We start from the raw sequence: 22,151 nt of genomic DNA, 5'->3' as shown, positions 1-22,151 counted from the left end.
GCCTATAAGCCGGAAACGCCCCGGCCGCGCGTTCGCCGCGGCCGGGGCGCCGGGATCGGACGTCGCGGCGTCAGGACCGCTCGATGGTGACCTCTTCGAGCACCACGTCGTTCACCGGGCGGTCGTTGCGGCCGGTGGGGGCCTTGGCGATCGCGTCGACCACCTCGGTGCCCTCGATCACCTCGCCGAAGATCGTGTGCCCCTGGTTGAGGTGCGGCTGCGGGCTCACCGTGATGAAGAACTGGGAGCCGTTGGTGCCCTTGCCGAACCGCTTGCCCGCGTTCGCCATGGCGAGCAGGTAGGGCCGGTTGAACTGGTTCTCCGGGTGGATCTCGTCGTCGAAGCTGTAGCCGGGGCCGCCGACGCCCTGGCCCAGCGGGTCACCGCCCTGGATCATGAAGCCGCTGATGACGCGGTGGAAGATCGTGCCGTCGTAGAGCTTGACGTTCGTCTGCTTCTCGCCGGTCTCCGGGTGGGTCCACTCCCGGGTGCCCTCGGCGAGTTCCACGAAGTTGCGCACGGTCTTCGGCGCCTTGTTGGGGAAGAGCTGGACGCGGATCGTGCCGTGGTTCGTGCGCAGATTCGCGATGAGGTTGTCAGCCACGAGGGCCGCCCCCTTTGTCTGATCGTGTTTGTTGTCCGTGAACAGGGTATCGAGCATGCCTTCAAGCACTGCTCGTGATTACGTCGCGACCATCCGGGAAGGGGTCGTTCCGGGGCCCCGTCGATTGGGGAGGTTGATCGTGTCCCTGACAATGAACAGAAGGCGCCGCGCCGAAGTGGTCATCCCGCAGACGTGGTTGAGCAGGATGAGAGACCAGGCGAGGAGAGCCGGCGGCCGGGTGAGCCCGGTGGCGGAGACCGCCCGGGATCTCGCGACGCACCGGATCGAGGACGCCAGGGTCTGGGCGGCGCCGAAGCTCGACCAGGCGGCACAGTCGGTCGAGGAGCAGATCGCGCCGATCGTGAGCGCGTTCCTGACCGAGATGGCCCGCCGGATCGACGTGTCCAGCACCAAGAAGACGCGCCGGCGCTGGCCGGTCCTCGCGTTGCTGAGCGGCGTCGCGATCGGCGCGGTCGGTGTGGCGATGTATCGGAACAACGCCCAGCGCTGGACCGAGACGATGCGGGAGAGCATGCGGCACACCGGCTCCGACGCCAGCAAGTGGGTCGGAGACAAGGCCGGGGAAGTCGGCGAGAAGGCCGACAAGGCCGCCGACGAAATCTCGGGAAAAATGCCCTAGCTCATCCCTCACAGCCACCCAGTACGGCCGGCGTCCCCCACGCCGGCCGTACTGTGTTTCCCGCTTCGCCGTCGGCTCGCTCGGTGTTCGCCTAGATGGCCAGACGGTGGAGCATGGCGGGCAGGCGGTCCTCGTAGAGCACGGTGAGCCGCCGGGTCGCCCGGGTGATGGCGACGTACAGGTCCTGGCCGCCCTTGGGCGACTGGCTCAGGATGCCCTCGGGGTCCACGACCACGACGGCGTCGAATTCCAGGCCCTTCGAGCTCCGCACGGTGAGAACGGCGACCGGGCTGTCCAGGGGGTCGACGGCCTCGGGGAACAGCGCGGCGACCTCCGCGTGCCGGGCGTCCGGCGTGACGACGCAGACCCGTCCCTCTTCGATCTCGCGCAGCTCCGATTCCACGAGCAGTCGCAGGTCGGTCCCGGCGGCGGGCACGGCGCGGGGGCGGGCGCCGCCGAAGCGGACCGACTCGGGCGGCTCCTCCCCGGGCGCCACGGCGCGCAGCACGTCGGCGGCGACCTCCATGATCTCCGCCGGCGTCCGGTAGTTGACCAGCAGGCGCTCCTCCCGCCAGCGTCCCTTCACATAGGGGTCGAGCATCTCGCCCCAGGAGCGCGCGCCCGCGGCCGAGCCGGTCTGGGCGATGTCGCCGACCACCGTGAGGGAGCGGGCCGGGACCCGGCGCATGACCGTCCGCCAGGCCATCGCCGACAGCTCCTGCGCCTCGTCCACGATCACGTGCCCGTACGCCCAGGTGCGGTCGCGGGCGGCCCGGTCCGCGGTCGTCACGTACGCTCCGTCGTCGCGGTTGAGGCCGGCCAGCAGGGTCGCGTCGAGCACGGGGTCGACGTCGGTGATCGTCAGCACTTCCCGGGCGTACAGCTCCTCCTCGCGCCGCTCCTCCTCCGCGCGGCGCCGCCTGGCCCCGGCCCCGTAGTCGTACTCGCCGAGCAGTTCGGCGGCCTCGTCCAGCAGAGGGACGTCGCCGACCGTCCACGGCGCCTCGCGGGGCCGCAGCAGGAGCGCGCGCTCCTCCTCCGTCAGGTACGGCCCGGCCGCCGCACGCAGCCGTTCCTCGTCCGACAGGAGCTCGCGGACGAGCCGCTCCGGGGTGATCTCCGTCCACAGGGCGTCGAGCGCGTCGCGCACCGGCCGGTGCTCCCACAGGGTCGTGGCGGCGTACCTCAGGTCGCCGTCCTCCAGCGGCCGGTCGAGCCGCGCCGCCTCGTCCAGCGCCAGCGCCCGCAGCATCTGGTCCATGAACGTCCACCGGGCGATGTTGTGCTGACGCCGCAGGCCGCGGGCGCGATCCCGGGCCCGCAGGCAGGTGGCGTGGTCCACCCGCAGCGCCATCTCCTCGACCACCACCTCCACGCCGCCGCGCACCGACGTGCGTACGGGGATCTTCACCTCCAGGTCGCCTTCCGGCACGCGCTGGCGATCACGCACCGCCTCCTCGATTACCCGGGCCATGCGCGGGTCGCCCTTGACGACGGCGGCGGCCGGCTCGTCCTCGGCGGTGGCCCGCACCCCGGGATGGAGCCCGCCCATGCTCGTCAGCACCACCTGCGTCTCGCCCAGCGCGGGCAGCACCTGGCTGATGTAGCGGGAGAACGTCGCGTTGGGACCGATGACGAGCACGCCGCGCCGCTCCAGCGTGTCGCGGTGCGTGTAGAGCAGGTACGCCGCGCGGTGCAGGGCGGCGACGGTCTTGCCCGTGCCCGGCCCGCCCTGCACGACGAGCGCGCCGGCCAGGCCGGAGCGGATCACCCGGTCCTGCTCGCGTTGGATGGTGGCGACGACCTCGCCCATGCGTCCGGTGCGCCCGCGGCGCAGCGCCGCGAGCAGCGCGGCCTCGCCGACGAGCGTCCGGCGGTCTCCGTCGGCCATCCGGTCGAGGTCGAAGACCTCGTCGTCGATGCCCACGACCTCGCGGTGCCGCGTGTGCAGGTGGCGGCGGCGTACGAGGGCGCCCGGGTCACCGGGGGTGGCGACGTAGAAGGGGCGGGCGGCGGGGGCCCGCCAGTCGACGAGCACGGATGTGTGGTCGTCGTCGCGCAGCCCGATGCGGCCGATGTAGAGGCTCTCGCCGCCGGCGTCGTCGATGCGGCCGAAGCACAGGCCGCGCTCGACGGCCGACAGTTGCGCGAGGCGGCGGGAGTGCTCGGCCGCCGTCACCTCCCGCTCCACGACGGCCTGCCGGGTGCCCGTGCCGCCGCGGGCCAGGGCCTCCCGCATGCGATGCCCGGCCCGCTCACGGGCGACGTCGAGGCGGTCGTACAGCATGGACACGTAGGACTGTTCGATCCGCAGGGCTTCGGCGCGAGCGGAGTCGGATTGACGGTCACCCATTGCCGTGATAAACTCCTAGTGAGAGTGTGTCTTTCTTTCAGATGACTGGGAATCTCTCACTATAGGGCATCGCATGTGCGTGCCTCGATCTCCACTCCGCTTCGGGGTGGATTTTTTGTTTTACGAGACTTTTGTGACGGATGTGAGTGATGGCGCGTCCGTTCTGGGTAGCCGACGTCCGGCGCGGCCGGCTGGAGCCCTTGCCTCGTTCCATCCGGATTCACGTCGCGCCATGGTCAACCGCCGCGTGCCGCGGGACGTCTTTGGAACAAGGAGGCCCGGATGGACGTCCTCGAAGGCCTCGTGGACGACGAACTCCGCCTGGAGCTCGTCCTGGTCGAGGCACTGCACCATGAGGCGGAACGGCTGGCCGCCCCAGCCGTACGCTGAGATCACCCGCCCGCCGCCTCACCTCGGGGCGGCGGGCGACCTCCTACGTCACGCCCAGGGGCGGAAGACGGCGCGGACGCAACCGTCCTTCTTGTGCTTGAACATGTCGTAGCCCTTCGGCCCCTCGTCGAGCGTCATCGTGTGCGTCGCGAGGTAGGAGGTCTTCAGGTCGCCCTTCGCGATCCGGTCGAGGAGCTTCGGGATGTACCGCTGGCCGTGCTGCTGCGCGCCCCGTAGCGTCAGCCCTTTGTTCATCAGCGCGCCGAGCGGGAACTTGTCCACGAATCCGGCGAAGACCCCCAGCACGAAGACCGAGCCGCCCTTGCGGCAGGCGTGGATCGCCTCGCGTACCGCGATCGGGCGGTCCTGCTCCAGGCGGAGCTGCTGCTTGATCCCGTCGTAGACGCGCTGGATCCCGGTGCTGTCGGCCTCCATGCCGACGGCCTCGACGCACACGTCCGGGCCCCGGCCGCCGGTGCGCTCGCGCAGCTCGGCGGTGACGTCGGTGCTCGTGTAGTCGATCACCTCGCAGCCGACGTGGCGGGCGGTCATGGCGAGGCGTTCCGGGTAGCGGTCGATCGCGATGACCCGTTCGGCGCCGAGCAGCATGGCGGCCCGAGCGGCCATCTGGCCGACGCCGCCGCACCCCCAGACCGCGACCACGTCTCCCGGCTTCACGCCGCCGAGCTCGGCGCCCATCCAGCCGGTCGGGGCCGCGTCGGAGGCGAACAGGGCGTCGAGGTCCGAGATGCCCTCGGGGACGGTGAACGCGTTGTAGTCGACGAAGGGAACGCGGATGTACTCGGCGTGACTGCCCCGGAAGCCGCCCATCGCGTGGGAGTAGCCGAAGATGCCGGCGGTCGTGCCACCCCACATCAGGTCCGTGACGCCCGGCTTGGGGTTGCTGTTCTCGCACAGCGACCACTCGTCGTGACGGCAGGCCCAGCAGCGGCCGCATCCGATGATGGAGCAGACCACGACGCGGTCGCCCACGCGGTGCCGGTTCACCTCTGGGCCGACGTCGACGATCTCGCCGATGAACTCGTGCCCGATGACGTCTCCGGCCCGCATCGCGGGGATGTACCCGCCGAGCAGGTGCAGGTCGGAACCGCAGGTGGTGCTCGCCGTCACCTTCACGATCGCGTCCTGGGCGTTGAGGATCGCGGGGTCGGGCACCTGCTCGACCGACAGCTCGTTCACGCCCTGCCAGCACAGCGCCTTCACAGCCGGCCCCCCTCCGCCGCGCGTCCCAGCGCCATGTCGAGCACCTTGCCCGGCATCGTCGGCCTGGTCGCGCCGAGCTCCTCGTCCGATCGCAGCACGTCGCCGGTCTCCAGCAGGGACTTCGTCTGCCGCAGCGCCGTACGGATCGCCGTACGGGGATCGTCACCCCGCAACCGGGCGAGGACGCCGTCGGCGCCGGCGCGGTGCTCCCTCGGCCGGGCGTAGATCTCCGTGCCCCGATCGCCCGGCGCCCGGTTCATCCGCACCTCGGCGTCCACCCGGGCCAGCGGATCCGGCAGGTTCCCGCCCGGGGCGACCTCGTCCGGCGGCCGGTTGACCGTGACGCCGAGCCAGCGGCTCGACTCCAGGGGGTCCTTCGCCCCGGTCGGCACACGCCTGCGCGAGGCCGCCCATCGCGCCGCTCCCAGGCCCGCGGCGGCAAGGGCCGCCGCTCCGGCAACGAGACGTTTCATGACCTTCGCCCCCTCCACGGCCGACTTCTCGGGTGCTACCCCCGGCTCCGGGGCTCTACCCGCCCGTGCGGTACCCGAGAGAGTCGATCGCGGGATGGAGGGCCGGCGGGCTACTCCGCGCCGCGGGACGGCGCGGCGGCGAGGGCGTCCGCGACGGTGGGGAAGACCGGGACGTGGGAGGCCAGCCCGGTGATCCACAACGCGCGGGCCGCGCCCTGCTCGACCGCGACGAGGGCCAGCCAGCCTCCCTCGTCCAGCGCGCGCTTCCAGCAGTTGACCAGCAGGCCCGTCGCCCTGGAGTCGAGGAAGTCCAGTTCGAGCAGGTTCACGACGAGGTACGGCCCGAAATGGGCGAAGGCCTTGTCGAGGAATTCCGTGGCCACCTCGTGGGTGGTGAAGTCGAGGGTCCCCCGCACGGTAAGCAGTCCGATGCTTCCGCTGCTCTCGGCGGCGAACGTGGTCTCGGCTGTCGAGATGTTGTGCAGATCAGACATCAGGACACTTCCGTGGAGTTCGGCAGAATGCGCGCGACCAGAATGCAGGTGTCGTCGCCGGTGTTGCTCGGGGCCAGAGCCTCCATCACCGCCGCCACGCGATCCTGCGGCGGCACCTTCGGCACTGTCTCGGCGATCGCGGCGCTGAGGATGTCCAGGCCCTCGAACAGGTCCCGGCCCGGCCGCTCGATGAGACCGTCGGTGAACATGAGGAGCAGATCGTCCGGCTCCAGCCGGATCTCGGCGCAGCTGTAACTCACGTCCTCGAAGACGCCGAGCAGCACGCCCGGATGCAGCAGCCGATGGACCCTGCTCCCCCGGACCAGCAGCATCGGCGGGTGACCCGCGTGGGTCCACTGCAGCGTGCGGTCCTTGGTCCGGTAGCGGGCCACCACCGACGTCGCCAGCACGTCGGGCCGCATCCGCCGCAGCAGCCGGTTCAGCGCGACGAGGATCTGCGCCGGGTCGTGGTCGGCGAAGGCCAGCCCGGTGATCGCGTGCCGCAGCTTGGCCATCGCGGAGGCGGCGGCCAGGCCGTGCCCGGCGACGTCGCCCACGGCCAGCAGCGCCTGCCCGTTGTCGAGGTGGATGGCCTGGTACCAGTCGCCGCCCAGCGGAGCGGTCTCGGCGGGGAAGTAGCGCACGCCGATCTGCAGTCCGGGCACCGCGTCCTGCACGGGCAGGATGATGCTCTGCAGTCGCGCGGTGAGCTGCGACTCCTCCTCCAGCCGCTGGGTGACCTCGGCGAGTTCGTCGGCGGTCCTGCGCCAGTCGGTCACGTCCTGTATGACGCCGTGGATCTCGACGGGCCGTCCGTTCGCGTCCCGGCTGACCTCGGCCGTGGCCCTGATGTGCCGGTATTCGTCGCCGACGCGGACGCGGACCTCGAACTCGTGCGGCCCGCCGCTGCTGGTCAGCGTCGTGAGCGCGTGCTCGACGATCGGCACGTCGTCGGGGTGCGCGATCTCGCGGTAGTGCTCCAGCGCGAACGGCCCCTCGGCCGGGTCGCGCCCGTGGATGACGTAGAGCTGGTCCGACCATTCGGCCTCGCCGGTGATGAGGCTCCAGTGCCCCCATCCGAGGTGGCCCAGGCGCTCGGTGTGGAGCAGCCGGGCCGACAGGCGCTCCTCCCTGTCGTGGCGCACCCAGGAGGCGAACAGCCCGCCGTGCAGCCGGGCGAGGCGGACGCCGTAGGTGGACAGGTGAGCGACGCCGTCCCCGGCCTCCCGGTGGACGTAGGGATCGACGTCCTCGGGTTCCCCCGTCTCCATGACACGGAGGTAGGCGTCCCACAGCGGAGAACCGTCGACGCCCGGATACGCCTCGAGCGTGCGCAGACCGACGAGCTCCTTGCCGGTCCGGTCGCGGACGTCCCTCGCGTCGGGACTGGCGGCGAGCACCTCGAAATCGGCGATCGCGCCGGCCTTGTCGCGGATGGGCACCAGCCAGACACCCTGAATGGAGACCGCATCAAGCATGGCTTGCACCAGCCCGGCCATCACCTCGACAGACGACTCGCCCGAGTTGACAGACGGGCCGCTCACTGGAGTAAGCCGCAGGATGCGATCACCTCCGCTCATCGATCCGCCGGCCACCTTTCGCAAGGCATCCGCAAGAGCGGACTGTAGGGAGGATCGCTCTTGCCTTCCCGATGAGGTTACCTGCCACAGCCGAGGATAGGTGCTGGACGCCCTTTGGTATCGCGGCGGCATTCCGTCACGTCCGGCCCTCCGCCCTGGGCACACGCCCTTTGTCAGCCCTTGAAAGTTTGAGAATTTTTTACTTTTCGTGGCCTTGTGCCCGGTCGCCCGGCGCCCCGCATCCGCGCACAATGCCTGCTGGCCGGCAATCGGGAGGAACGATGACCGGGGCATGTGCGGGTGTGGCGCTGACCCTCGCGGCCGCGGTGCTCGCCGCTCCCGCGCCCGCCGCGGACCTGCCGCCGTGCCCGCTGGTCTTCGGTCACGGCGGCTACCCGAAGAGCGCAGGGGCCAAGGCGAAGGACGCGATCCGTCAGCCCAACGTGCTGCGGGCGGTCGACGACCAGTGGTCGTGGGGCGCCGACGGCGTGGAGGCCGACGTCCAGCTGACGAGGCGGGGCGCGAAGGCCGTCATGTGGCACAACAGGACGACCAACGGGCTGACCGGCCCCCGGCAGGAGATCCGCGAGACCTGGTGGGCCGACGGGCCGGGCAACCTGCGGGACCGCCGCGTCGCCCGCGGCCCGTACGCGGGCGAGCGTGTGCCGACGCTGCGGGAGTGGCTCGACCACGTCCGCGCCCGGGGACTGGTCGCGCTGCTCGAAATCAAGAAGTCCGCGGCGCCCGTCCTGGCCGGCCCGGCGTACGGACCCTCCGCGTGGCGGGAGATCGTCGATCCCGTCGTCGAACGGCAGGACGCCCAGCCGATCCTCGTCTACTCGCGGGACCCGTGGATCAAGGCGGAGCTCGCCGACCGGCTGCCCGGGCATCTACGAGGCTCGGCGGCGAAGTGGACCGACGGCGTCACGTGGGACGAGCCACCACCTCCCTGGCAGCTCAACGTGCCGCGGTGGCAGGCCGTGTTCGACGAGGCCCCCACCAGCGTGATGACCAGTCACACCCCCGACTACCGCGCCTGGCTCGGCGCCAGATGCCGCCGCCATTCCGCTTCCACTGCCGTCGGCGCGCCCACGGCGTAAATGAGGTGACGAGCGCGGGCGGGGACGGCACGATGGAGTGTCCCCCTCTTCGTGTTCCACGTCATCCGGAGTTCTCTCATGCCTGGCTTCCGCCATGATCTCGGCATGCTCAGGGATCGGCGGTTCGCCCTGTTGCTGGCGGCCCGGACGATCTCCGTGCTCGGCACCGCCTTCGCGCCGGTGGCCCTCGCCTTCGGCGTGCTCGGCCTCCCGGGCGCGGACGGCAGGACGCTGTCGGCCGTGCTCACCGCCGAGGCGTTGCCGATGGTGCTCTTCATGCTGGTGGGCGGGGTGATAGCCGACCGGCTGCCGCGCCACCGGGTCATGACGGCGGGGGAGTCGATCAACGCGCTGGCGTACTTCTGCCTGGCCGCGATGATGCTGACGGGGTGGACGCCGCTGCCCGCGCTGGTGATCGCGAGCGCGGTGAGCGGCGTCGCGACCGCGATCCTGTTCCCCGCCCTGACCGGCATCATCCCCGACGTCGTGCCCGCCGACCGCCTGCAGACCGCCAACGCCCTGCTGGGACTGGGACAGAACATCTCCCGGGTCGCCGGCCTGGTGCTGAGCGGCGCCGCCGTGGTCCTGCTCGGCGGAGGGTGGGCGCTGGCCGTCAGCGGGGCGATGTTCGCCACGGCCGGCGCGCTGATCACGCTGCTGCGTCTCACCCCCGCCGAGCGGACCTCGGCCGGCGGGCACTCGGTGCTGGCCGACCTGCGGGCCGGCTGGCGCGAGTTCGTCTCCCGGCAGTGGCTGTGGGTGGTCGTCGCCCAGTTCTCGATCCTGGTCATGGCGTTGCAGGCCGCCCACGGCGTGCTCGGGCCGCTGGTCGCCAAGGAGTCGCTCGGCGGGGCGCCCGCCTGGTCGGCGGTCCTGGCGGGCGAGGCCGTCGGCATGATCGTCGGGGTGGTCGTCACGCTGCGGCTGCGACCGAGGCGGCCCATCCTGCTCGGAACGCTCGTCACCCTGCCCACGGCTCTGCCGTACCTGCTGCTGGGCATGAGCGCGCCCCTGTGGACGGTCGTGGGCGGCGCGTTCGTGATGGGGGTGTGCTTCGACATCTTCGGCGTGCTGTGGCAGACCACCATGCAGCGCGAGATCCCGGCCGAGTCGCTGTCGCGGGTGAGCTCCTACGACGCGCTCGGGTCCCTGATGTTCGGGCCGCTCGGCCTGCTGCTGGCCGGGCCGGCGGCCATCGCGGTCGGGCCGCGACCGGCGCTGGTCGCCTGCGGGACGATCATCGTGCTGGTCACGCTGGCCGCGCTGCTGGCCCCCGGCGTACGCGGGCTGCGGGTCGCCGACGAGGAGCCCGCCGCCGTCGCGGCCGTGTCCTGAAACCGCGCATTCTGCGATAAGACCCGGTCTGTTCACCGGCACGCCGTTGGTCCATGGTGAGGAGGACGGGACGCCGCACACGGAGGTCAGCATGGAGGACTACGGCATCACCGGCTCACGGGTGGACCTCGAGGTCGTCGTCGACATGCCGCGGGAGCGGCTGTGGGACCTGATCACCGCCGTCCACCGGGTGAGCGAGTGGAGCCCCGAGTGCGAGCACACCGCCCTGCTCGACGGCGGCGAGGGACCGGTCACCGTGGGGACCCGCTTCGAGGGGCGCAACCGCCGCGAGGACCGGGTCTGGACGGTGAACTGCGTCGTGACCGAGGTCGAGAAGCCGCGTTCGTTCGCCTGGCTGGTGCTCGACCGCGCCGCCGACCCGGAGCGCCCGTCGTCGTCCTGGCGCTACGACCTCGAACCCGGCGACCATCCCGGCCAGACCCGGGTGCGGCACAGCTTCGTGCACGGCCCGGGGCACAGCGGCCTGCGCGAGATGATCCACAGCCACCCGGAGATCGCGCCGATCATCCTCGACGTACGTCTCGGAGAGCTGCGCACGCACATGACCGAGACGCTCGGCGCGATGACCGCCGCGTACGTCTGACGGTACGCCCGGGGCGGGGCCGGGAGCCCCGCTCCGGGCTCTGGGCCTACTTCGTCAGCCGGACCTCGGCGGTGATCCCCTCCGTGCGGATCTCGCAGGCGCCGAACGCGCTCTCGGCGGCCAGGCGGGCGAACAGGTCGCGGGAGTAGGCGCGGCGGCGCAGCATCAGCAGCGGCACCTTGGTCAGGACGGAGTTCAGCGGCGTCAGCCCCATTCCCCTGACCTCCTCGTCGATGTCGGCCCGGGACGCCTCCCTGCTCATGTCGTGCACCACTGCGGTGCCACCGGGACGCAGCACCCGGTGCATCTCGTCCAGCGCGCGGACGGGCCGCCCGAAGTTCTTGAACGCGGCCTGGCAGACGACCAGGTCGAACGAGCCCCCGGGGAAGGGGAGGTCGGCGGCGTCGCCCCGCCGCACGTCGACGCGCACCCCCGCCCGCCGGGCGTTGTCCGCGGTGATCTCCACGAACGTGCGGCTGAGGTCGAGCGCGGTCACGGCGAAGCCGAGCCGTGCCATCTCGACGGCCAGGTAACCGGGCCCGGGAGCCACCTCCAGGACGGCCGCCCCGGCGGGCAGCCCGGCGGTGACCCGTGCGGCGTACCGCCGTACGACGGCGATCTGGGGCGCCGAGGCACGCTGCCGCGCGTACCACCGGGCCATCGCGCCCTCCATGCCGGGCGCCTGGGTCTTCGTGATCTTTTCCATGGTTCTCCTCCGGTTCCGGATCGTGCGTGTCCGAACCGGCCCGCGGAGGGAGCCCGGTTATCCTTGCGGTTGCCACCTTCCGGCCGGATTCCGCCCGCGGTTTCGGTTCGGGGGTCACGGGCCCCGGCCGGGTGTTCCCGCACCTCGCCGGGGTCCGTCTTCTTCCGGGGTTCAGTCCGTCGTACGGCCCCTTTCCGCGAGTTCGGCCGCCTCCGGCGGCATCCGCCCGGACTCGTGCCAGGCCCGCCACAGCTCCAGGCCGGGGAACGACCCCGTGGTCAGCTCCTCCAGGAAGGAGCGGACCCAGGACGCCTCGGCCTCGCGGACGGCGAGTTCGTACTCCGCCTCCACGAGGAACAGCCGCGGCACCTCCCGGCGTGACGTGTCGAGCATCTCCCGCTGGGCCGCGATGTCCTTGTCCAGCACAGCCAGCCGCCGGCGCAGCAGGCCGGCCAGCTCGTCCGGCGGGAGCACGGCGCCCACCGACAGACCGGCCAGGAACCGCGACTGCTCCCGCTCCGGCGTCGCGATGAGGTCGCGCGCCCAGTCGGCCAGCTCCGCCCGTCCGGCGTCGGTGATGCGGTAGATCGTGCGCTCGGGGTGCGCCCCCTCCCGCACGGTCTCCTCCACGGCCAGGAACCCGTGTTTCTCCAGGTTGCGCACTACCGTGTAGAGCGAGCCCCACTTGACGCCCATGTCGCGGTCCTTGCCGCGGGCGCGGATCAGCGTGGCCATCTCGTACGGGTGCATCGGCCGCTCGACGACGGTGGCGAGCACGGCCAGGCCCAGCAGGTTGTTCACCTTCCGCCGTCCGGCCATTCCCCTCACCTCATCTTGATACTCGTTTGCGAGTATACGTCGACGAGTAGGGCCCGTGAACTCCCCGTGGCACGAGTGGCGAGACATGGCTGTCGGATCCCCGAGGATTAGGTGCGGCTCGATGCCATGGTGTCGTTGATGATCCCCCTTGCCACCCCACGCCAGGACTCGGACCTGATCGCCGAGTCCAGGGCGCGGCCCGAGGCGTTCGCGGCGCTGTTCGACCGCTACGCGTCGATGCTCTACCGCTACGTGTCCCGCCGCCTCGGTCCGGAGGTCGCCGAGGACCTGGTGGGCGAGACGTTCCTCGTCGCGTTCCGGCGCCGGGACCGCTACGACCTCACCCGCCCGGACGCCCGCCCCTGGCTGTTCGGCATCGTCAGCAGGCTCGTCTCCCGGCACCACCGCGACGAGGCCGCCCGCTATCGCGCGCTCACCCGCAGTCCTCTCGACGACGTCGCGGAGTCTCCCGCCGAACGGGTCGAGGACGGCGTGCGCGCGACGGCCGTCCGCCCGCTGCTCGCCTCCGCGCTCGCGCGCCTGCCGAAGGGCGACCGCGACGTCCTGCTGCTCATCGCGTGGGCGGACCTGTCGTACGACGAGGTGGCGCAGGCCCTCGGCATCCCCGTGGGCACGGTGCGCTCACGCCTGAACCGGGCCCGCCGCAAGGTGCGCGAGGCGCTCGGCCACACCAATCCGCTGCGGGACGAGGAGTGACCATGGACGACCTCACGACGCTCCGCGATCTCGGCCGGGGTCTCGAGCACGAGCCTCCCGCCGGACTCGTACGCCAGCGGGCCCGCCTGCTCGACGAGGCGGCGGGCGGGCGCGGGCGGCGCCCGGCGAGATGGCCGCGCGGCCTCCGGGCGGGCTGGATCGCCCTGGCGGCGGTCGCCGTGGTGACCGCCGCGCTGGTCGTGGTGCCGACCGTGCTGCTGCGCGGGAGCACCGGCGCGCACCTCCTGACGCCGGCCACGGGAGACCGTCCGTTCAAGCAGGGCGAGGCGCTGACCGTGCTGCTCCTCGGCACCGACCAGCCGCCCCCGCACGGCGCACGCGACCTCGGCGATCGCAGCGACCTCATGGTCCTGCTGCGGTTGTCCGCGGACCGGAAACGGGCGACGGCCGTCAGCCTGCCCCGCGACTCCCTGGTCCGGATTCCGCAGTGCCGGTCCGCCGACGGCCGGACCGTCGCCGCGCACCGCGACATGATCAATCAGGCGTACGCGATCGGTGGTCTGCCCTGCGCGTGGAAGACGGTGGAGACCACGACGGGCGTGCGCGTCGACCACGCCGTCGCCATCCGCTACGACGGCCTGGCGAAGCTGGTCGACGCGCTCGGCGGCGTCGCGGTCACCCTCCCCCGCGCGGTGGACGACCCCAAATCGAAGCTGAAACTGCCGGCCGGCCGTTCCATCGTGAACGGCGAGACCGCGGTGGCGTACGCGCGCCTGCGGTACGTGGGCGACGGCTCCGACATCGCCCGCATCAAGCGGAACATGGCTCTGATGCAGGCGATGCTGAAGAAGGCCTCCCGTCTCGACGAGCCCGCCGCCCTGGCCTCCTTCATCCGCGTGGCCGCCGCGTCGGTCACCACCGACGCGGGGCTGGACCTGGACGCCATGCTCACGCTGGGGGTGGACGTGCAGCGGGCCGGCACCCGGATCACGGCCCTGACCGTGCCGTGGCGGCCCGCGGCGCGGGATCCGAACCGGATCGAGTGGAAGCAGCCCGACGCCTCCCGCCTGTTCGCACGACTCGCCGACGACTGAAGCCGCGGCGCCGCCGGCGCTGGCGGCGCGGTCAGGCCCGCTGGACGGCCGGTTCCCACAGGTCGGCGGAGCGGGCCTCGGTGAGAGCGCCGATGCGGGCCAGCGCCTCGGCGGCGGGCATCGGCTCCAGCGCGCGCCCGCCGCGCAGGCGCAGCGCCACCTGGCCGCTCCCGGCCTCCTTCGCGCCGATCACCGCCTGGTACGGCGCCAGGCGGGCGGCCCGGACGCGGGCGCCCAGGCTGCCGTGCTCGGGGCCGGAGATCTCCGCCCGCAGGCCCAGCTCGGCGCAGCGCCGTACGAGCGCCTCGGCCGGAGACGCCTCGGCCTCGGTCACCGGCAGGACCACGACCTGGGTGGGGGCGAGCCAGGCGGGGAAGGCGCCGCCGTACACCTCGATGAGGTGTGCGACCGCCCGCTCCACGCTGCCGATGATGCTGCGGTGGACCATGACGGGCCGGTGCCTGCCGCCGTCCGGGCCGATGTAGCGCAGATCGAACCGCTCGGGCTGGTGGAAGTCGACCTGCACGGTGGACAGGGTGGCCTCGCGCCCGGCGCCGTCGGCGATCTGCACGTCGATCTTCGGGCCGTAGAACGCCGCCTCGCCCTCCACGGCCTCGTACGCCAGCCCGGACCGGTCGAGCACCTCGGTCAGCATGGCGGTCGCCCGCCGCCACATCCCGGGTGCGGCGATGTACTTCCCACCGGCCCCCGGCAGCGAGAGCCGGTAACGGACCGGGCGGATGCCGAGCACGGCGTACGCCTGCCGGATCATCTCCAGGGCCCCGGCCGCCTCGCCGGCGACCTGGTCGAGGGTGCAGAAGATGTGCGCGTCGTTGAGCTGGATCGCCCGCACCCGGGTGAGCCCGCCGAGCACGCCCGACAATTCGGAGCGGTACATGCCGCCCAGCTCGGCGACGCGCAGCGGCAGCTCCCGGTAGCTGTGCGCGCGGGAGCGGTAGATCAACGCGTGGTGGGGGCACAGGCTCGGCCGCAGCACGACCTGCTCGCCACCGAGGTCCATCGGCGGGAACATGTCGTCGCTGTAGTGGGACCAGTGCCCCGACATCTCGTACAGCTCCCGTTTGCCCAGCACGGGGGAGTACACGTGCCGGTAGCCCGCCCGCCGTTCGGCGTCGCGGATGTACTCCTCCAGGGTGTGCCGGATGACGGCGCCGTCGGGCAGCCAGTAGGGCAGCCCCGCGCCGATCAGCGGGTCGGTGTCGAACAGGCCGAGCTCGCGGCCCAGCTTGCGGTGGTCGTGCATCGCGGTCTCCTCGCGTGTCGTCCGCGGCGAGGCGAGTGACCGGACGACGAAGCCCCGAGGCACTCGCCCCGGGGCTTCGGTGAAGGTACGTGTCAGCGCGCCGGGACGGTCTCCGGCGTCGTCGTCAGGCAGGCGCGCTTCATGCCGCGAACGCTAGCACAACGGTCGATCGTTTCCGGACCAATTTCGTAGCCGGCGGTTCTATCTGCTGATGGCCGTGGTCCTGCTCGCCGTGGTCGTGCCCGGGATCCTGTGGAGGCCCTCCGACAGTGACGGGCCGGGTTTCCTCGCCGGCATGGCCGTCGGGGGTTGCGTCGCGATCGCCGCCCTGACGTCGCTGTGGTTCTGGATGGCCCGCCGCCGCCCCTGAGCGCCGTGCTCAGCCCGCCTGCCGAGCCGACCCGGCCGCATCAGCCGACCCGGTCGCGTCAGCCGCCCCGGCCGCGTCAGCCGCCCCGGCCCGCTCACCGCCGAACACCTCGGCGACGAGGCGCTGCGTCGCCTTCTGGAACGCCTCGCCCATGGACAGCGCGGCGTCGTCCACATAGTTCAGCGCTGCGGTCAGGGTCCTGCCGCCGTCGGGCGTGCTGTACATCAGCGCCGCATGGCCCGCCATGCCGCCGTTGTGCGTGATGAGGGTGCCACCGCCCGGCGCCTGCTGCACGAACACGCCCAGGCCGTAGCCGGCCTTGGAATCCGGCGTGCACATCTCGGCCAGCAACCCGGCCGGCAGCAGCCTTCCGCCGCACAACGCGGAGATGAACGTGTGCAGGTCGTGCGTGGTGGAGATCATGTCGCCGCCGCTGGAGATCCAGGACGGGTTGTGACGGGTGACGTCGACCGTCCGGGTCCGGCCGTCCTCCTCGTACCGGTAGTAGGCGTGGGCGTGCGGCTCGGGGATGTCCTGCTCGGAGGTCGGCTGGATGGTGCCCGACAGGCCGAGCGGTCCCAGGATCAGCCGCTCCATCTCCTCGGCGACCGGGCGGCCGGTGACCTTCTCGATCAGCAGCCGGGCCAGCACGTAGTTGGTGTTGGAGTAGCTCCAGTCGGTGCCCGGCTCGAACCTCGCCGGCTTGGACAGCGCCACCCGGACCAGTTCCTCCGGCCGGTAGGTCGTGAACCGGTTGTCCACCCACTCCTTGCCCGCGGGGGTGGCGGGGATCCCCGGCACGAACGTGCCGTCCTCGAAGTACTCGCCGGTGAAGTTGAACACCCCGCTGGTGTGCTGCAACAACATCCGCACGGTGATCCGCCGGTCCAGCCCGAACTCGGGCAGGTAGTCGTCCGCCGGGCTGTCCAGCTCGATCTTGCCCTCGGCCACCAGCCGCAACACCAGGGTGGCGACGAACGTCTTGGTGTTGCTGCCGATCCGTACGTGTCCGTTCGCCGGCGGCTCGGCGGCCTCGCCCAGCTCGCGCGCCCCGGCGCCGCCGGTCCACTCGCCCCGCTCGTCGTGCACGCGCAGCGACACCCCGACGAAGCCCGAGTCGACCATCTCCTCAATGATCTTCTGCAGTTCCGGGCGATCCTGGCCGGTGAGAGTGTTGGACATGGTGAGGCTCCTCAAGGTCTGCGATGGCTCCGCTTTGACGGACGGATGGAGACTGCGGGTCAGAGGCTGCGGGCGACGATGTCGCCGTAGGCGGTGGTCGCGTGGATGTCGAGCTGGGCGTCCGCGCCTCGCGTGTTGCTGAGCGCGTTGCGGATCCGGCCGTGGGAGGTGCCGGCGTCCAGCGTGGCCGAGACTCCGGCGGCGGCGCCGACCGACACCTCGCCGGCCTCGGTACGGAGCACAACCGTGCCTCGCACGGCCTCGGCGATGCGGATGTCGCCCTTGCCGGTGCTGATCTCCGCGGGGCCGTCGAGCCGGCCGACCGAGATGTCACCGGCGGCGGCGGTGAGGCGGGCGCTCGCGGCCTCGTCGAGCGTGATCGCGCCGTACGCGCCCTCTACGGCGACGTCTCCGAGCCGTCCGACCGCCCGGAATTCGGCGGCGGCCACCTTCGCCTCGACCCGGGAACCGGCGGGCAGCCGGACCGTCACCTCGATGGATCCGGAGGGTCCGAGGATCTGGCTCTTCCCCTCCGGGGCCTCGATCCGCAGGACACCGTCGCCGTATTCGACCTCGACCTGCTCCGCCGCCTTCACGTCGCGGCCCTTCGCGGCGTTGGCGGGCAGGACCTCGACCACGGTGTCGGCCCGATCGGCCGCGATGAACTGGACCCGCCCGGCGGGGACGTCGAGGACGACGGAGATGGGGGTGGGGGTGTCGAACTTCTGCATCGCGCTCTCCGGTGACTCGTTGTTTCGAACACTGGAAACGCTACGTTGCATTTTCTGATCTCACAATGACGCTGTTGCGTTCGATCAATATTTAAGCAGTTCAAAGGGTATAAATCGTTGCGATGGATCGAGATTCAATGCAACATCTTCCCCTCTGTTCGTTGCAACGAATTGAGAGTGAACGCTATGCTGCGGAGGCCACGGAGCATGAAGGAGACCGCGATGCCGGGAGGCAGGCTCACCCAGCAGGACCGCCAGCAGATCGCCCTGGGACTGGCCGAGGGCCTCGCCTACGCGGAGATCGCCAGACGCCTCGACCGCCCCACTTCGACGATCACGCGTGAGGTCATGCGCAACGGCGGCCCCACCGCCTACCGCGCCGACCTGGCCCACCGCGCCACCGAACGCCGCGCCCACCGTCGGAGGAAGGCCGCGCCCCGGAACCCCGGCACACCTCCGCAGCCCCACGGACGCGATGCCGAGGCGGTGCGCGAGTACGAGGAGGTGTTCGCCACCGTCTTCATGCAATCGGGCCTGCCCAAGATGACGGCACGAGTGCTGGCCGGCCTCTACACCACCGACGCCGGCAGCCTCACCGCCTCCGAGCTCGCCGGACGCCTGCAGGTCAGCCCGGCGTCCGTCTCCAAAGCGACCACGTTCCTGGAGAGTCAGGGCCTCATCCGCCGGGAACGCGACGAACGCCGCCGCGAGCGCTACCTCGTCGACGACGACGTCCTGTACCAGTCGATGATGGCCAGCGCCCGCGCGACCGCCCACCTCGGCGAGGTCGCACGACAGGGCGTCGGCATCCTGGGCGCCGGAACCCCCGCCGCCGCCCGCCTGGAGAACATCGCTCGCTTCGTCGCCTTCGTCTCCGAGAGCATCGTCCGTGCCGCGGACCAGGCCCGCGAGATCCTCCACACGAAAGTCGAGACGACATCGGACAGCTGAGCGTGCTCGGGTCCCGACGGCCTCGCCACCACCGCCGGGACGCCTGCCGCGAGACGTCACGCGCGGCTCAGGGGGGACTCATCGCACGGACCCGAGCGGCGAGCCCACTAGCCTGAGCGGCGATGGACCGTATGACGACGGCGCGGGGAGATTTCGACCTCGCCCGCTTTCCCGAGGACCCCCGCGACCCGCTCCGCGCGTGGGACGCGGCCGACGAGTACCTGCTGCGGCACCTCGACGAACGCGAGGGCGGGCCGGTGGACCTGTCGGGGACCGTGGTCGTGCTGGGCGACCGGTGGGGCGCCCTCGTCACCGCGCTCGCCGCGCGCCGCCCCGTCCACCGGCCGGTCCAGATCAGCGACTCCTTCCTCGGTCAGCAGGCCACCCGCGCGAACCTGGAGCGCAACGGCCTGGACGCGAGCGCCGTACGGATGCGCACGACCAGGGACGCGCCGCCGGAGCGGATCGACGTGCTGCTGGTGCGGGTGCCCAAGAGCCTCGCCCTCCTGGAGGACCAGCTGCACCGCCTCGCCCCGCACGTGCACGAGGGCACCGTGGTCGTCGGCACGGGCATGGTCACCGAGATCCACACCTCGACGCTGAAGCTGTTCGAACGCGTCCTCGGGCCGACCCGGACCTCGCTGGCCGCGAAGAAGGCGCGGCTGATCTTCTGCTCGCCCGGCCCCGGGCCGTCCCGAGGCGTGAGCCCGTGGCCGCGGAGCTACCCGCTGCCCGCCGACGTCGGGGTCGTCTCCGGCCTGACCGTCGTCAACCACGCCGGCGTCTTCTCCGCCGAGCGCCTTGACGCCGGCACCCGGCTCCTGCTCCGCAACCTGCCCGCGCGTACGGGACCCGAGCACGTGGTCGACCTCGGCTGCGGCAACGGGGTCGTCGGGCTCGCCGCCGCGCTGTCCAACGGCGAGGCCGAGGTGACGTTCATCGACGAGTCCCACCAGGCGCTGGCCTCGGCGGAGGCCACCTTCCGGGCGAACGCCCCGGCGGGCGCCGCCGCCCGGTTCGTGGCGGCCGACGGCCTGTCGGGCTTCCCTCCGGGCACGGCCGACCTGGTCCTGAACAACCCGCCGTTCCACTCCCACCGGGGCAGGACCGACGCGACCGCCTGGCGGATGTTCAACGGCTCGCGTGCGGCGCTGCGCCGGGGCGGCGAGCTGTGGGTGGTGGGCAACCGCCACCTCGGCTACCACGTCAAGCTGCGCCGGCTCTTCGGCGGCTGCGAGGTCGTCGCGAGCGACCCGAAGTTCGTCGTGCTGCGGGCCGTCAAACGGTGATCAGAACAGGGTGAGCGGCTCGTCCGGCGCCGGCCCCCGCGTAACAGGCTCGGGCAGCGGCTCCACGCCGGGCACCTCGGCGCGCACGTCGTCGTGGAACCGGCGGGCGAGCGTCAGCGCGTCGGCGTTGTCGGGCGTGTGGACGAACACCGTCGGCGAGCGGCCCTCGCGCAGCCACCCGGCCACCGCGTCCACCCAGTGCCGCCAGCCCTCGGCCGTACGCTCCGGGTCGTCGCGGCCGATGTAGCGGACGATCGGGCGGTCGGTGAGCGCCGCCGTACGCAGCGGCACGCGCGGCTTCTTCGACCAGGCGTCCCGTTCGGCGTCGCTGGTCGGCGGGCTGCGGAACAGGACGGTCGTGTCGAAGGGGACCCACTCCGCGCCGGCCGCCGACAGCACCCGCTCCAGGAGACGCGCGGCCCGGGGGTCGTCGAAGAACGCGCGGTGACGGACCTCCACGGCGTACCGGTACGCGCGGGGAAGGCGGCCGAGGAAGGCCGCCAGCGCGCCGGTGTCCGCCGGGCCGAACGAGCCCGGAAGCTGGATCCACAGCGCGTGGGCGCGCGGGCCCAGGGGCTCGATCGCGTCGAGAAAGGCGTGCAGGTCCTCGTCGGCCCCCGTGAGGCGGCGCTCGTGGGTGATCGGCTTGGGCAGCTTGACCACGAAGCGGAAGCCGGGATCGGTCTGCCCCGCCCACGACTCGACCGTGCCCCGCGAGGGCGTCGCGTAGAACGTCGTGTTGCCCTCGACCGCGTTGCACCAGGTCGCGTAGGCCCGCAGCCGCTCGCCGGGAGGAAGCGGATGCGGCAGCAGACGCCCCCGCCACGGCGCGTGCGTCCACATCGCGCATCCCACATGAAGCCGCATGGCCCAGACGCTATCCAAGCCGGGCGACGGCTTCCGTGCGCAGGTCCTGCGGCCCCGTGTCCGCGGACGACTCGCCGAGCCACACGTCGGACCGATGCGTGGGCCGCCAAGGGGTCTGGAGCACCACCCGCGGCCGGAAGATGTGGTAGACGATGACACGGCAGCCCGAGGCCGACCAGCCCGAGCCGGCGCCACCCGGCCGCTTCCTACGCAGAATGGTGACCGGCGTGCACCCACACTATCTGCTCGACCTACTCCGTTCCCGGCGGCTCCTCGCGATCGTCCGCGGCGACGACCCGGCGGCGGCGCTGCGCAGCGTCGACGTCCTCGCCGAGGAGGGCGTGACGCTGATGGAGGTCTCGCTCAGCGGCGCCGGCGCGCTGCCGGTCATCCGAGAGGCCGCTTCCTTCCTGGGCGAAGGAGTGCACCTCGGCGCCGGGACCGTGCTGACCGCGCGGGACGCCGTCGCGGCCCGGGACGCGGGCGCGACGTTCGTCGTCACGCCCGGCCTGGGCGAAGGAGTGGACGAGGCGCTGCGCCTCGGACTGCCCGTGCTCGCCGGGGCGCTGACCCCCACCGAGGTCATCGCCGCGACCGCGCGGGGCGCCGCCGCCGTCAAGCTCTTCCCCGCCTCGGCGGGAGGGGCTCGCTATCTGCGCGCGCTGCGCGACCCGTTCCCCGCCGTGCCGTTCGTTCCGGTCGGCGGTGTCGGGCTCGACAGCGTGCGCGACTATCTGGAGGCCGGGGCCGTCGCGGTCGGCCTCGGCTCGCCGCTGCTCGGCGACGCCCCACGGGGTGGCGGCCTGGACGACCTGCGCCGCCGCGTGCGGAAGGCGCTCGACCTGGTGGGCGCGCCATGAGGGCGGACGTCCTGACGATCGGCGAGGCGATGGTCACGGTCCGCTGCGCCGGGCCGCTGCGCCTCGGCGGCGACTCGCGGGTGTCCGTGGCCGGCGCCGAGGCCAACGTCGCCATCGCCCTTTCCCGGCTCGGGCACACCGCCCGCTGGACCGGCGCCCTCGGTCGCGACGAGCCGGGCGAGCTCGTCCTGCGCACACTGCGGGCCGAGGGCGTCCTGACCGACCACGTCGTGCGGCGGGCCGACGCCCCGACAGGCCTGCTGCTCCGGGACGTGGCCGCCGGGGGCCGGGCCCGCGTGCACTACTACCGCAGGGACTCCGCCGCCTCGACGCTGTCGTGGGACGAAGTCCGCCCCGCCGTCGAGGCGGGTCAGGCGGGCCTGCACCTCACCGGCATCACGCCGGCGCTCGGGCCCGCACCGCTGGAGACGGTCGCCGCCGCCGCCCGGCAGGCGCACCGATCCGGCGCCTGGGTGAGCCTCGACGTCAACCACCGATCCCTGCTCTGGTCCCGGGGGGCGGCCGCCCGGGCGCTGCGCCCGC

General features: G+C 72.2%; 23 protein-coding genes. 11 read left to right on the top strand and 12 right to left on the bottom strand.

Features of this window, described 5'->3' with window-relative positions; genetic code table 11:
* Positions 1–70: 70 nt before the first annotated feature.
* Positions 71–604, bottom strand: a complete 534-nt coding sequence (locus tag AB0J39_RS23305; protein WP_346228725.1) for a peptidylprolyl isomerase — start codon at positions 602–604, stop codon at positions 71–73.
* Between the two features lie 205 nt (positions 605–809).
* On the opposite strand from AB0J39_RS23305, the gene AB0J39_RS23300 reads away from it, so the two are divergent.
* Positions 810–1,244 (top strand): DUF5324 family protein, encoded by a 435-nt coding sequence (locus AB0J39_RS23300; protein WP_363468161.1) that lies wholly within the window; start codon positions 810–812, stop codon positions 1,242–1,244.
* 91 nt (positions 1,245–1,335) lie between these two features.
* Here AB0J39_RS23300 and AB0J39_RS23295 read toward each other — a convergent pair whose 3' ends face one another.
* From AB0J39_RS23295 to AB0J39_RS23275, 5 genes are all read right to left on the bottom strand, one after another.
* The gene (locus AB0J39_RS23295) at positions 1,336–3,597 is read right to left on the bottom strand and encodes an ATP-binding domain-containing protein (RefSeq protein ID WP_363468159.1); all 2,262 of its coding nucleotides are present in this window, start codon (positions 3,595–3,597) and stop codon (positions 1,336–1,338) included.
* A gap of 438 nt (positions 3,598–4,035) precedes the next feature.
* Positions 4,036–5,211, bottom strand: coding sequence for a zinc-dependent alcohol dehydrogenase (locus AB0J39_RS23290; protein WP_363468158.1), 1,176 nt, complete (start codon positions 5,209–5,211; stop codon positions 4,036–4,038).
* Entirely contained in the window at positions 5,208–5,684 is a 477-nt protein-coding gene (locus AB0J39_RS23285; RefSeq protein WP_363468156.1) for a hypothetical protein, read from the bottom strand. The genes AB0J39_RS23290 and AB0J39_RS23285 overlap by 4 nt, the downstream gene beginning before the upstream one ends.
* A 110-nt stretch (positions 5,685–5,794) precedes the next feature.
* Positions 5,795–6,178, bottom strand: a complete 384-nt coding sequence (locus AB0J39_RS23280; protein ID WP_363468154.1) for an STAS domain-containing protein — start codon at positions 6,176–6,178, stop codon at positions 5,795–5,797.
* A complete protein-coding gene (locus AB0J39_RS23275; protein WP_363468152.1) occupies positions 6,178–7,656 on the bottom strand; it encodes a SpoIIE family protein phosphatase in 1,479 nt (492 codons plus the stop codon). Before AB0J39_RS23275 ends, AB0J39_RS23280 begins: the two co-directional genes overlap by 1 nt.
* A gap of 383 nt (positions 7,657–8,039) precedes the next feature.
* Here AB0J39_RS23275 and AB0J39_RS23270 point away from each other — a divergent pair, with 383 nt between their 5' ends.
* From AB0J39_RS23270 to AB0J39_RS23260, 3 genes are all read left to right on the top strand, one after another.
* The gene (locus tag AB0J39_RS23270; protein WP_363468151.1) at positions 8,040–8,858 is read left to right on the top strand and encodes a glycerophosphodiester phosphodiesterase family protein; all 819 of its coding nucleotides are present in this window, start codon (positions 8,040–8,042) and stop codon (positions 8,856–8,858) included.
* A 105-nt stretch (positions 8,859–8,963) separates the two neighbouring features.
* A complete protein-coding gene (locus AB0J39_RS23265; protein WP_363468149.1) occupies positions 8,964–10,193 on the top strand; it encodes an MFS transporter in 1,230 nt (409 codons plus the stop codon).
* A 91-nt stretch (positions 10,194–10,284) separates the two neighbouring features.
* The gene (locus AB0J39_RS23260) at positions 10,285–10,797 is read left to right on the top strand and encodes an SRPBCC family protein (RefSeq protein WP_363468147.1); all 513 of its coding nucleotides are present in this window, start codon (positions 10,285–10,287) and stop codon (positions 10,795–10,797) included.
* A 46-nt stretch (positions 10,798–10,843) separates the two neighbouring features.
* On the opposite strand, the gene AB0J39_RS23255 is transcribed toward AB0J39_RS23260, so the two are convergent.
* Together AB0J39_RS23255 and AB0J39_RS23250 are read right to left on the bottom strand one after the other, a co-directional pair.
* Positions 10,844–11,503 carry a class I SAM-dependent methyltransferase gene (locus tag AB0J39_RS23255; RefSeq protein WP_363468146.1) on the bottom strand — a complete coding sequence of 220 codons (660 nt, stop codon included), beginning with the start codon at positions 11,501–11,503 and terminating at the stop codon, positions 10,844–10,846.
* A gap of 171 nt (positions 11,504–11,674) precedes the next feature.
* Complete coding sequence (locus AB0J39_RS23250) at positions 11,675–12,322, bottom strand: PadR family transcriptional regulator (RefSeq protein WP_363468144.1); 648 nt, start codon at positions 12,320–12,322, stop codon at positions 11,675–11,677.
* 138 nt (positions 12,323–12,460) lie between these two features.
* Between AB0J39_RS23250 and AB0J39_RS23245 the strand changes: the two genes are divergently transcribed.
* A complete protein-coding gene (locus AB0J39_RS23245; RefSeq protein WP_363468143.1) occupies positions 12,461–13,039 on the top strand; it encodes a sigma-70 family RNA polymerase sigma factor in 579 nt (192 codons plus the stop codon).
* A gap of 2 nt (positions 13,040–13,041) precedes the next feature.
* Positions 13,042–14,094 (top strand): LCP family protein, encoded by a 1,053-nt coding sequence (locus AB0J39_RS23240; RefSeq protein WP_363468141.1) that lies wholly within the window; start codon positions 13,042–13,044, stop codon positions 14,092–14,094.
* Between the two features lie 31 nt (positions 14,095–14,125).
* On the opposite strand, the gene thrS is transcribed toward AB0J39_RS23240, so the two are convergent.
* Positions 14,126–15,421 (bottom strand): threonine--tRNA ligase, encoded by a 1,296-nt coding sequence (thrS, locus tag AB0J39_RS23235; RefSeq protein WP_363468139.1) that lies wholly within the window; start codon positions 15,419–15,421, stop codon positions 14,126–14,128.
* A gap of 148 nt (positions 15,422–15,569) precedes the next feature.
* Here thrS and AB0J39_RS23230 point away from each other — a divergent pair, with 148 nt between their 5' ends.
* The gene (locus tag AB0J39_RS23230) at positions 15,570–15,728 is read left to right on the top strand and encodes a hypothetical protein (RefSeq protein WP_363468137.1); all 159 of its coding nucleotides are present in this window, start codon (positions 15,570–15,572) and stop codon (positions 15,726–15,728) included.
* A gap of 9 nt (positions 15,729–15,737) precedes the next feature.
* Here the strand turns inward: AB0J39_RS23230 and AB0J39_RS23225 are convergent, their stop codons facing one another.
* On the bottom strand, positions 15,738–16,910 hold the full coding sequence (locus tag AB0J39_RS23225; protein ID WP_363468135.1) for a serine hydrolase domain-containing protein: 1,173 nt from the start codon (positions 16,908–16,910) through the stop codon (positions 15,738–15,740).
* A 59-nt stretch (positions 16,911–16,969) separates the two neighbouring features.
* The gene (locus tag AB0J39_RS23220; RefSeq protein WP_363468133.1) at positions 16,970–17,641 is read right to left on the bottom strand and encodes a DUF4097 family beta strand repeat-containing protein; all 672 of its coding nucleotides are present in this window, start codon (positions 17,639–17,641) and stop codon (positions 16,970–16,972) included.
* A 222-nt stretch (positions 17,642–17,863) separates the two neighbouring features.
* Here AB0J39_RS23220 and AB0J39_RS23215 point away from each other — a divergent pair, with 222 nt between their 5' ends.
* Together AB0J39_RS23215 and AB0J39_RS23210 are read left to right on the top strand one after the other, a co-directional pair.
* Positions 17,864–18,592 (top strand): helix-turn-helix domain-containing protein, encoded by a 729-nt coding sequence (locus AB0J39_RS23215; RefSeq protein ID WP_363468172.1) that lies wholly within the window; start codon positions 17,864–17,866, stop codon positions 18,590–18,592.
* A gap of 122 nt (positions 18,593–18,714) precedes the next feature.
* Positions 18,715–19,881 (top strand): methyltransferase, encoded by a 1,167-nt coding sequence (locus AB0J39_RS23210; RefSeq protein WP_363468131.1) that lies wholly within the window; start codon positions 18,715–18,717, stop codon positions 19,879–19,881.
* Here the strand turns inward: AB0J39_RS23210 and AB0J39_RS23205 are convergent, their stop codons facing one another.
* Complete coding sequence (locus tag AB0J39_RS23205) at positions 19,882–20,748, bottom strand: DUF72 domain-containing protein (RefSeq protein WP_363468130.1); 867 nt, start codon at positions 20,746–20,748, stop codon at positions 19,882–19,884. It lies immediately after the preceding gene.
* Positions 20,749–20,975: 227 nt separating this feature from the next.
* On the opposite strand from AB0J39_RS23205, the gene AB0J39_RS23200 reads away from it, so the two are divergent.
* Both AB0J39_RS23200 and AB0J39_RS23195 read left to right on the top strand, forming a co-directional pair.
* Positions 20,976–21,608: a bifunctional 4-hydroxy-2-oxoglutarate aldolase/2-dehydro-3-deoxy-phosphogluconate aldolase gene (locus AB0J39_RS23200; protein ID WP_363468128.1), complete on the top strand. Its 633-nt coding sequence runs from the start codon at positions 20,976–20,978 to the stop codon at positions 21,606–21,608.
* The coding region (locus AB0J39_RS23195; RefSeq protein WP_363468126.1) for a PfkB family carbohydrate kinase at positions 21,605–22,151 on the top strand (547 nt) is incomplete at its 3' end. The genes AB0J39_RS23200 and AB0J39_RS23195, both read left to right, overlap by 4 nt.

The organism is Microbispora sp. NPDC049633 (genome assembly GCF_040675265.1).
Classification (GTDB): Bacteria; Actinomycetota; Actinomycetes; order Streptosporangiales; family Streptosporangiaceae; genus Microbispora; species Microbispora maris.
The sequence above is the reverse complement of the archived record's forward strand: the minus strand, read 5'-3'. Positions and strand labels throughout refer to the sequence as shown.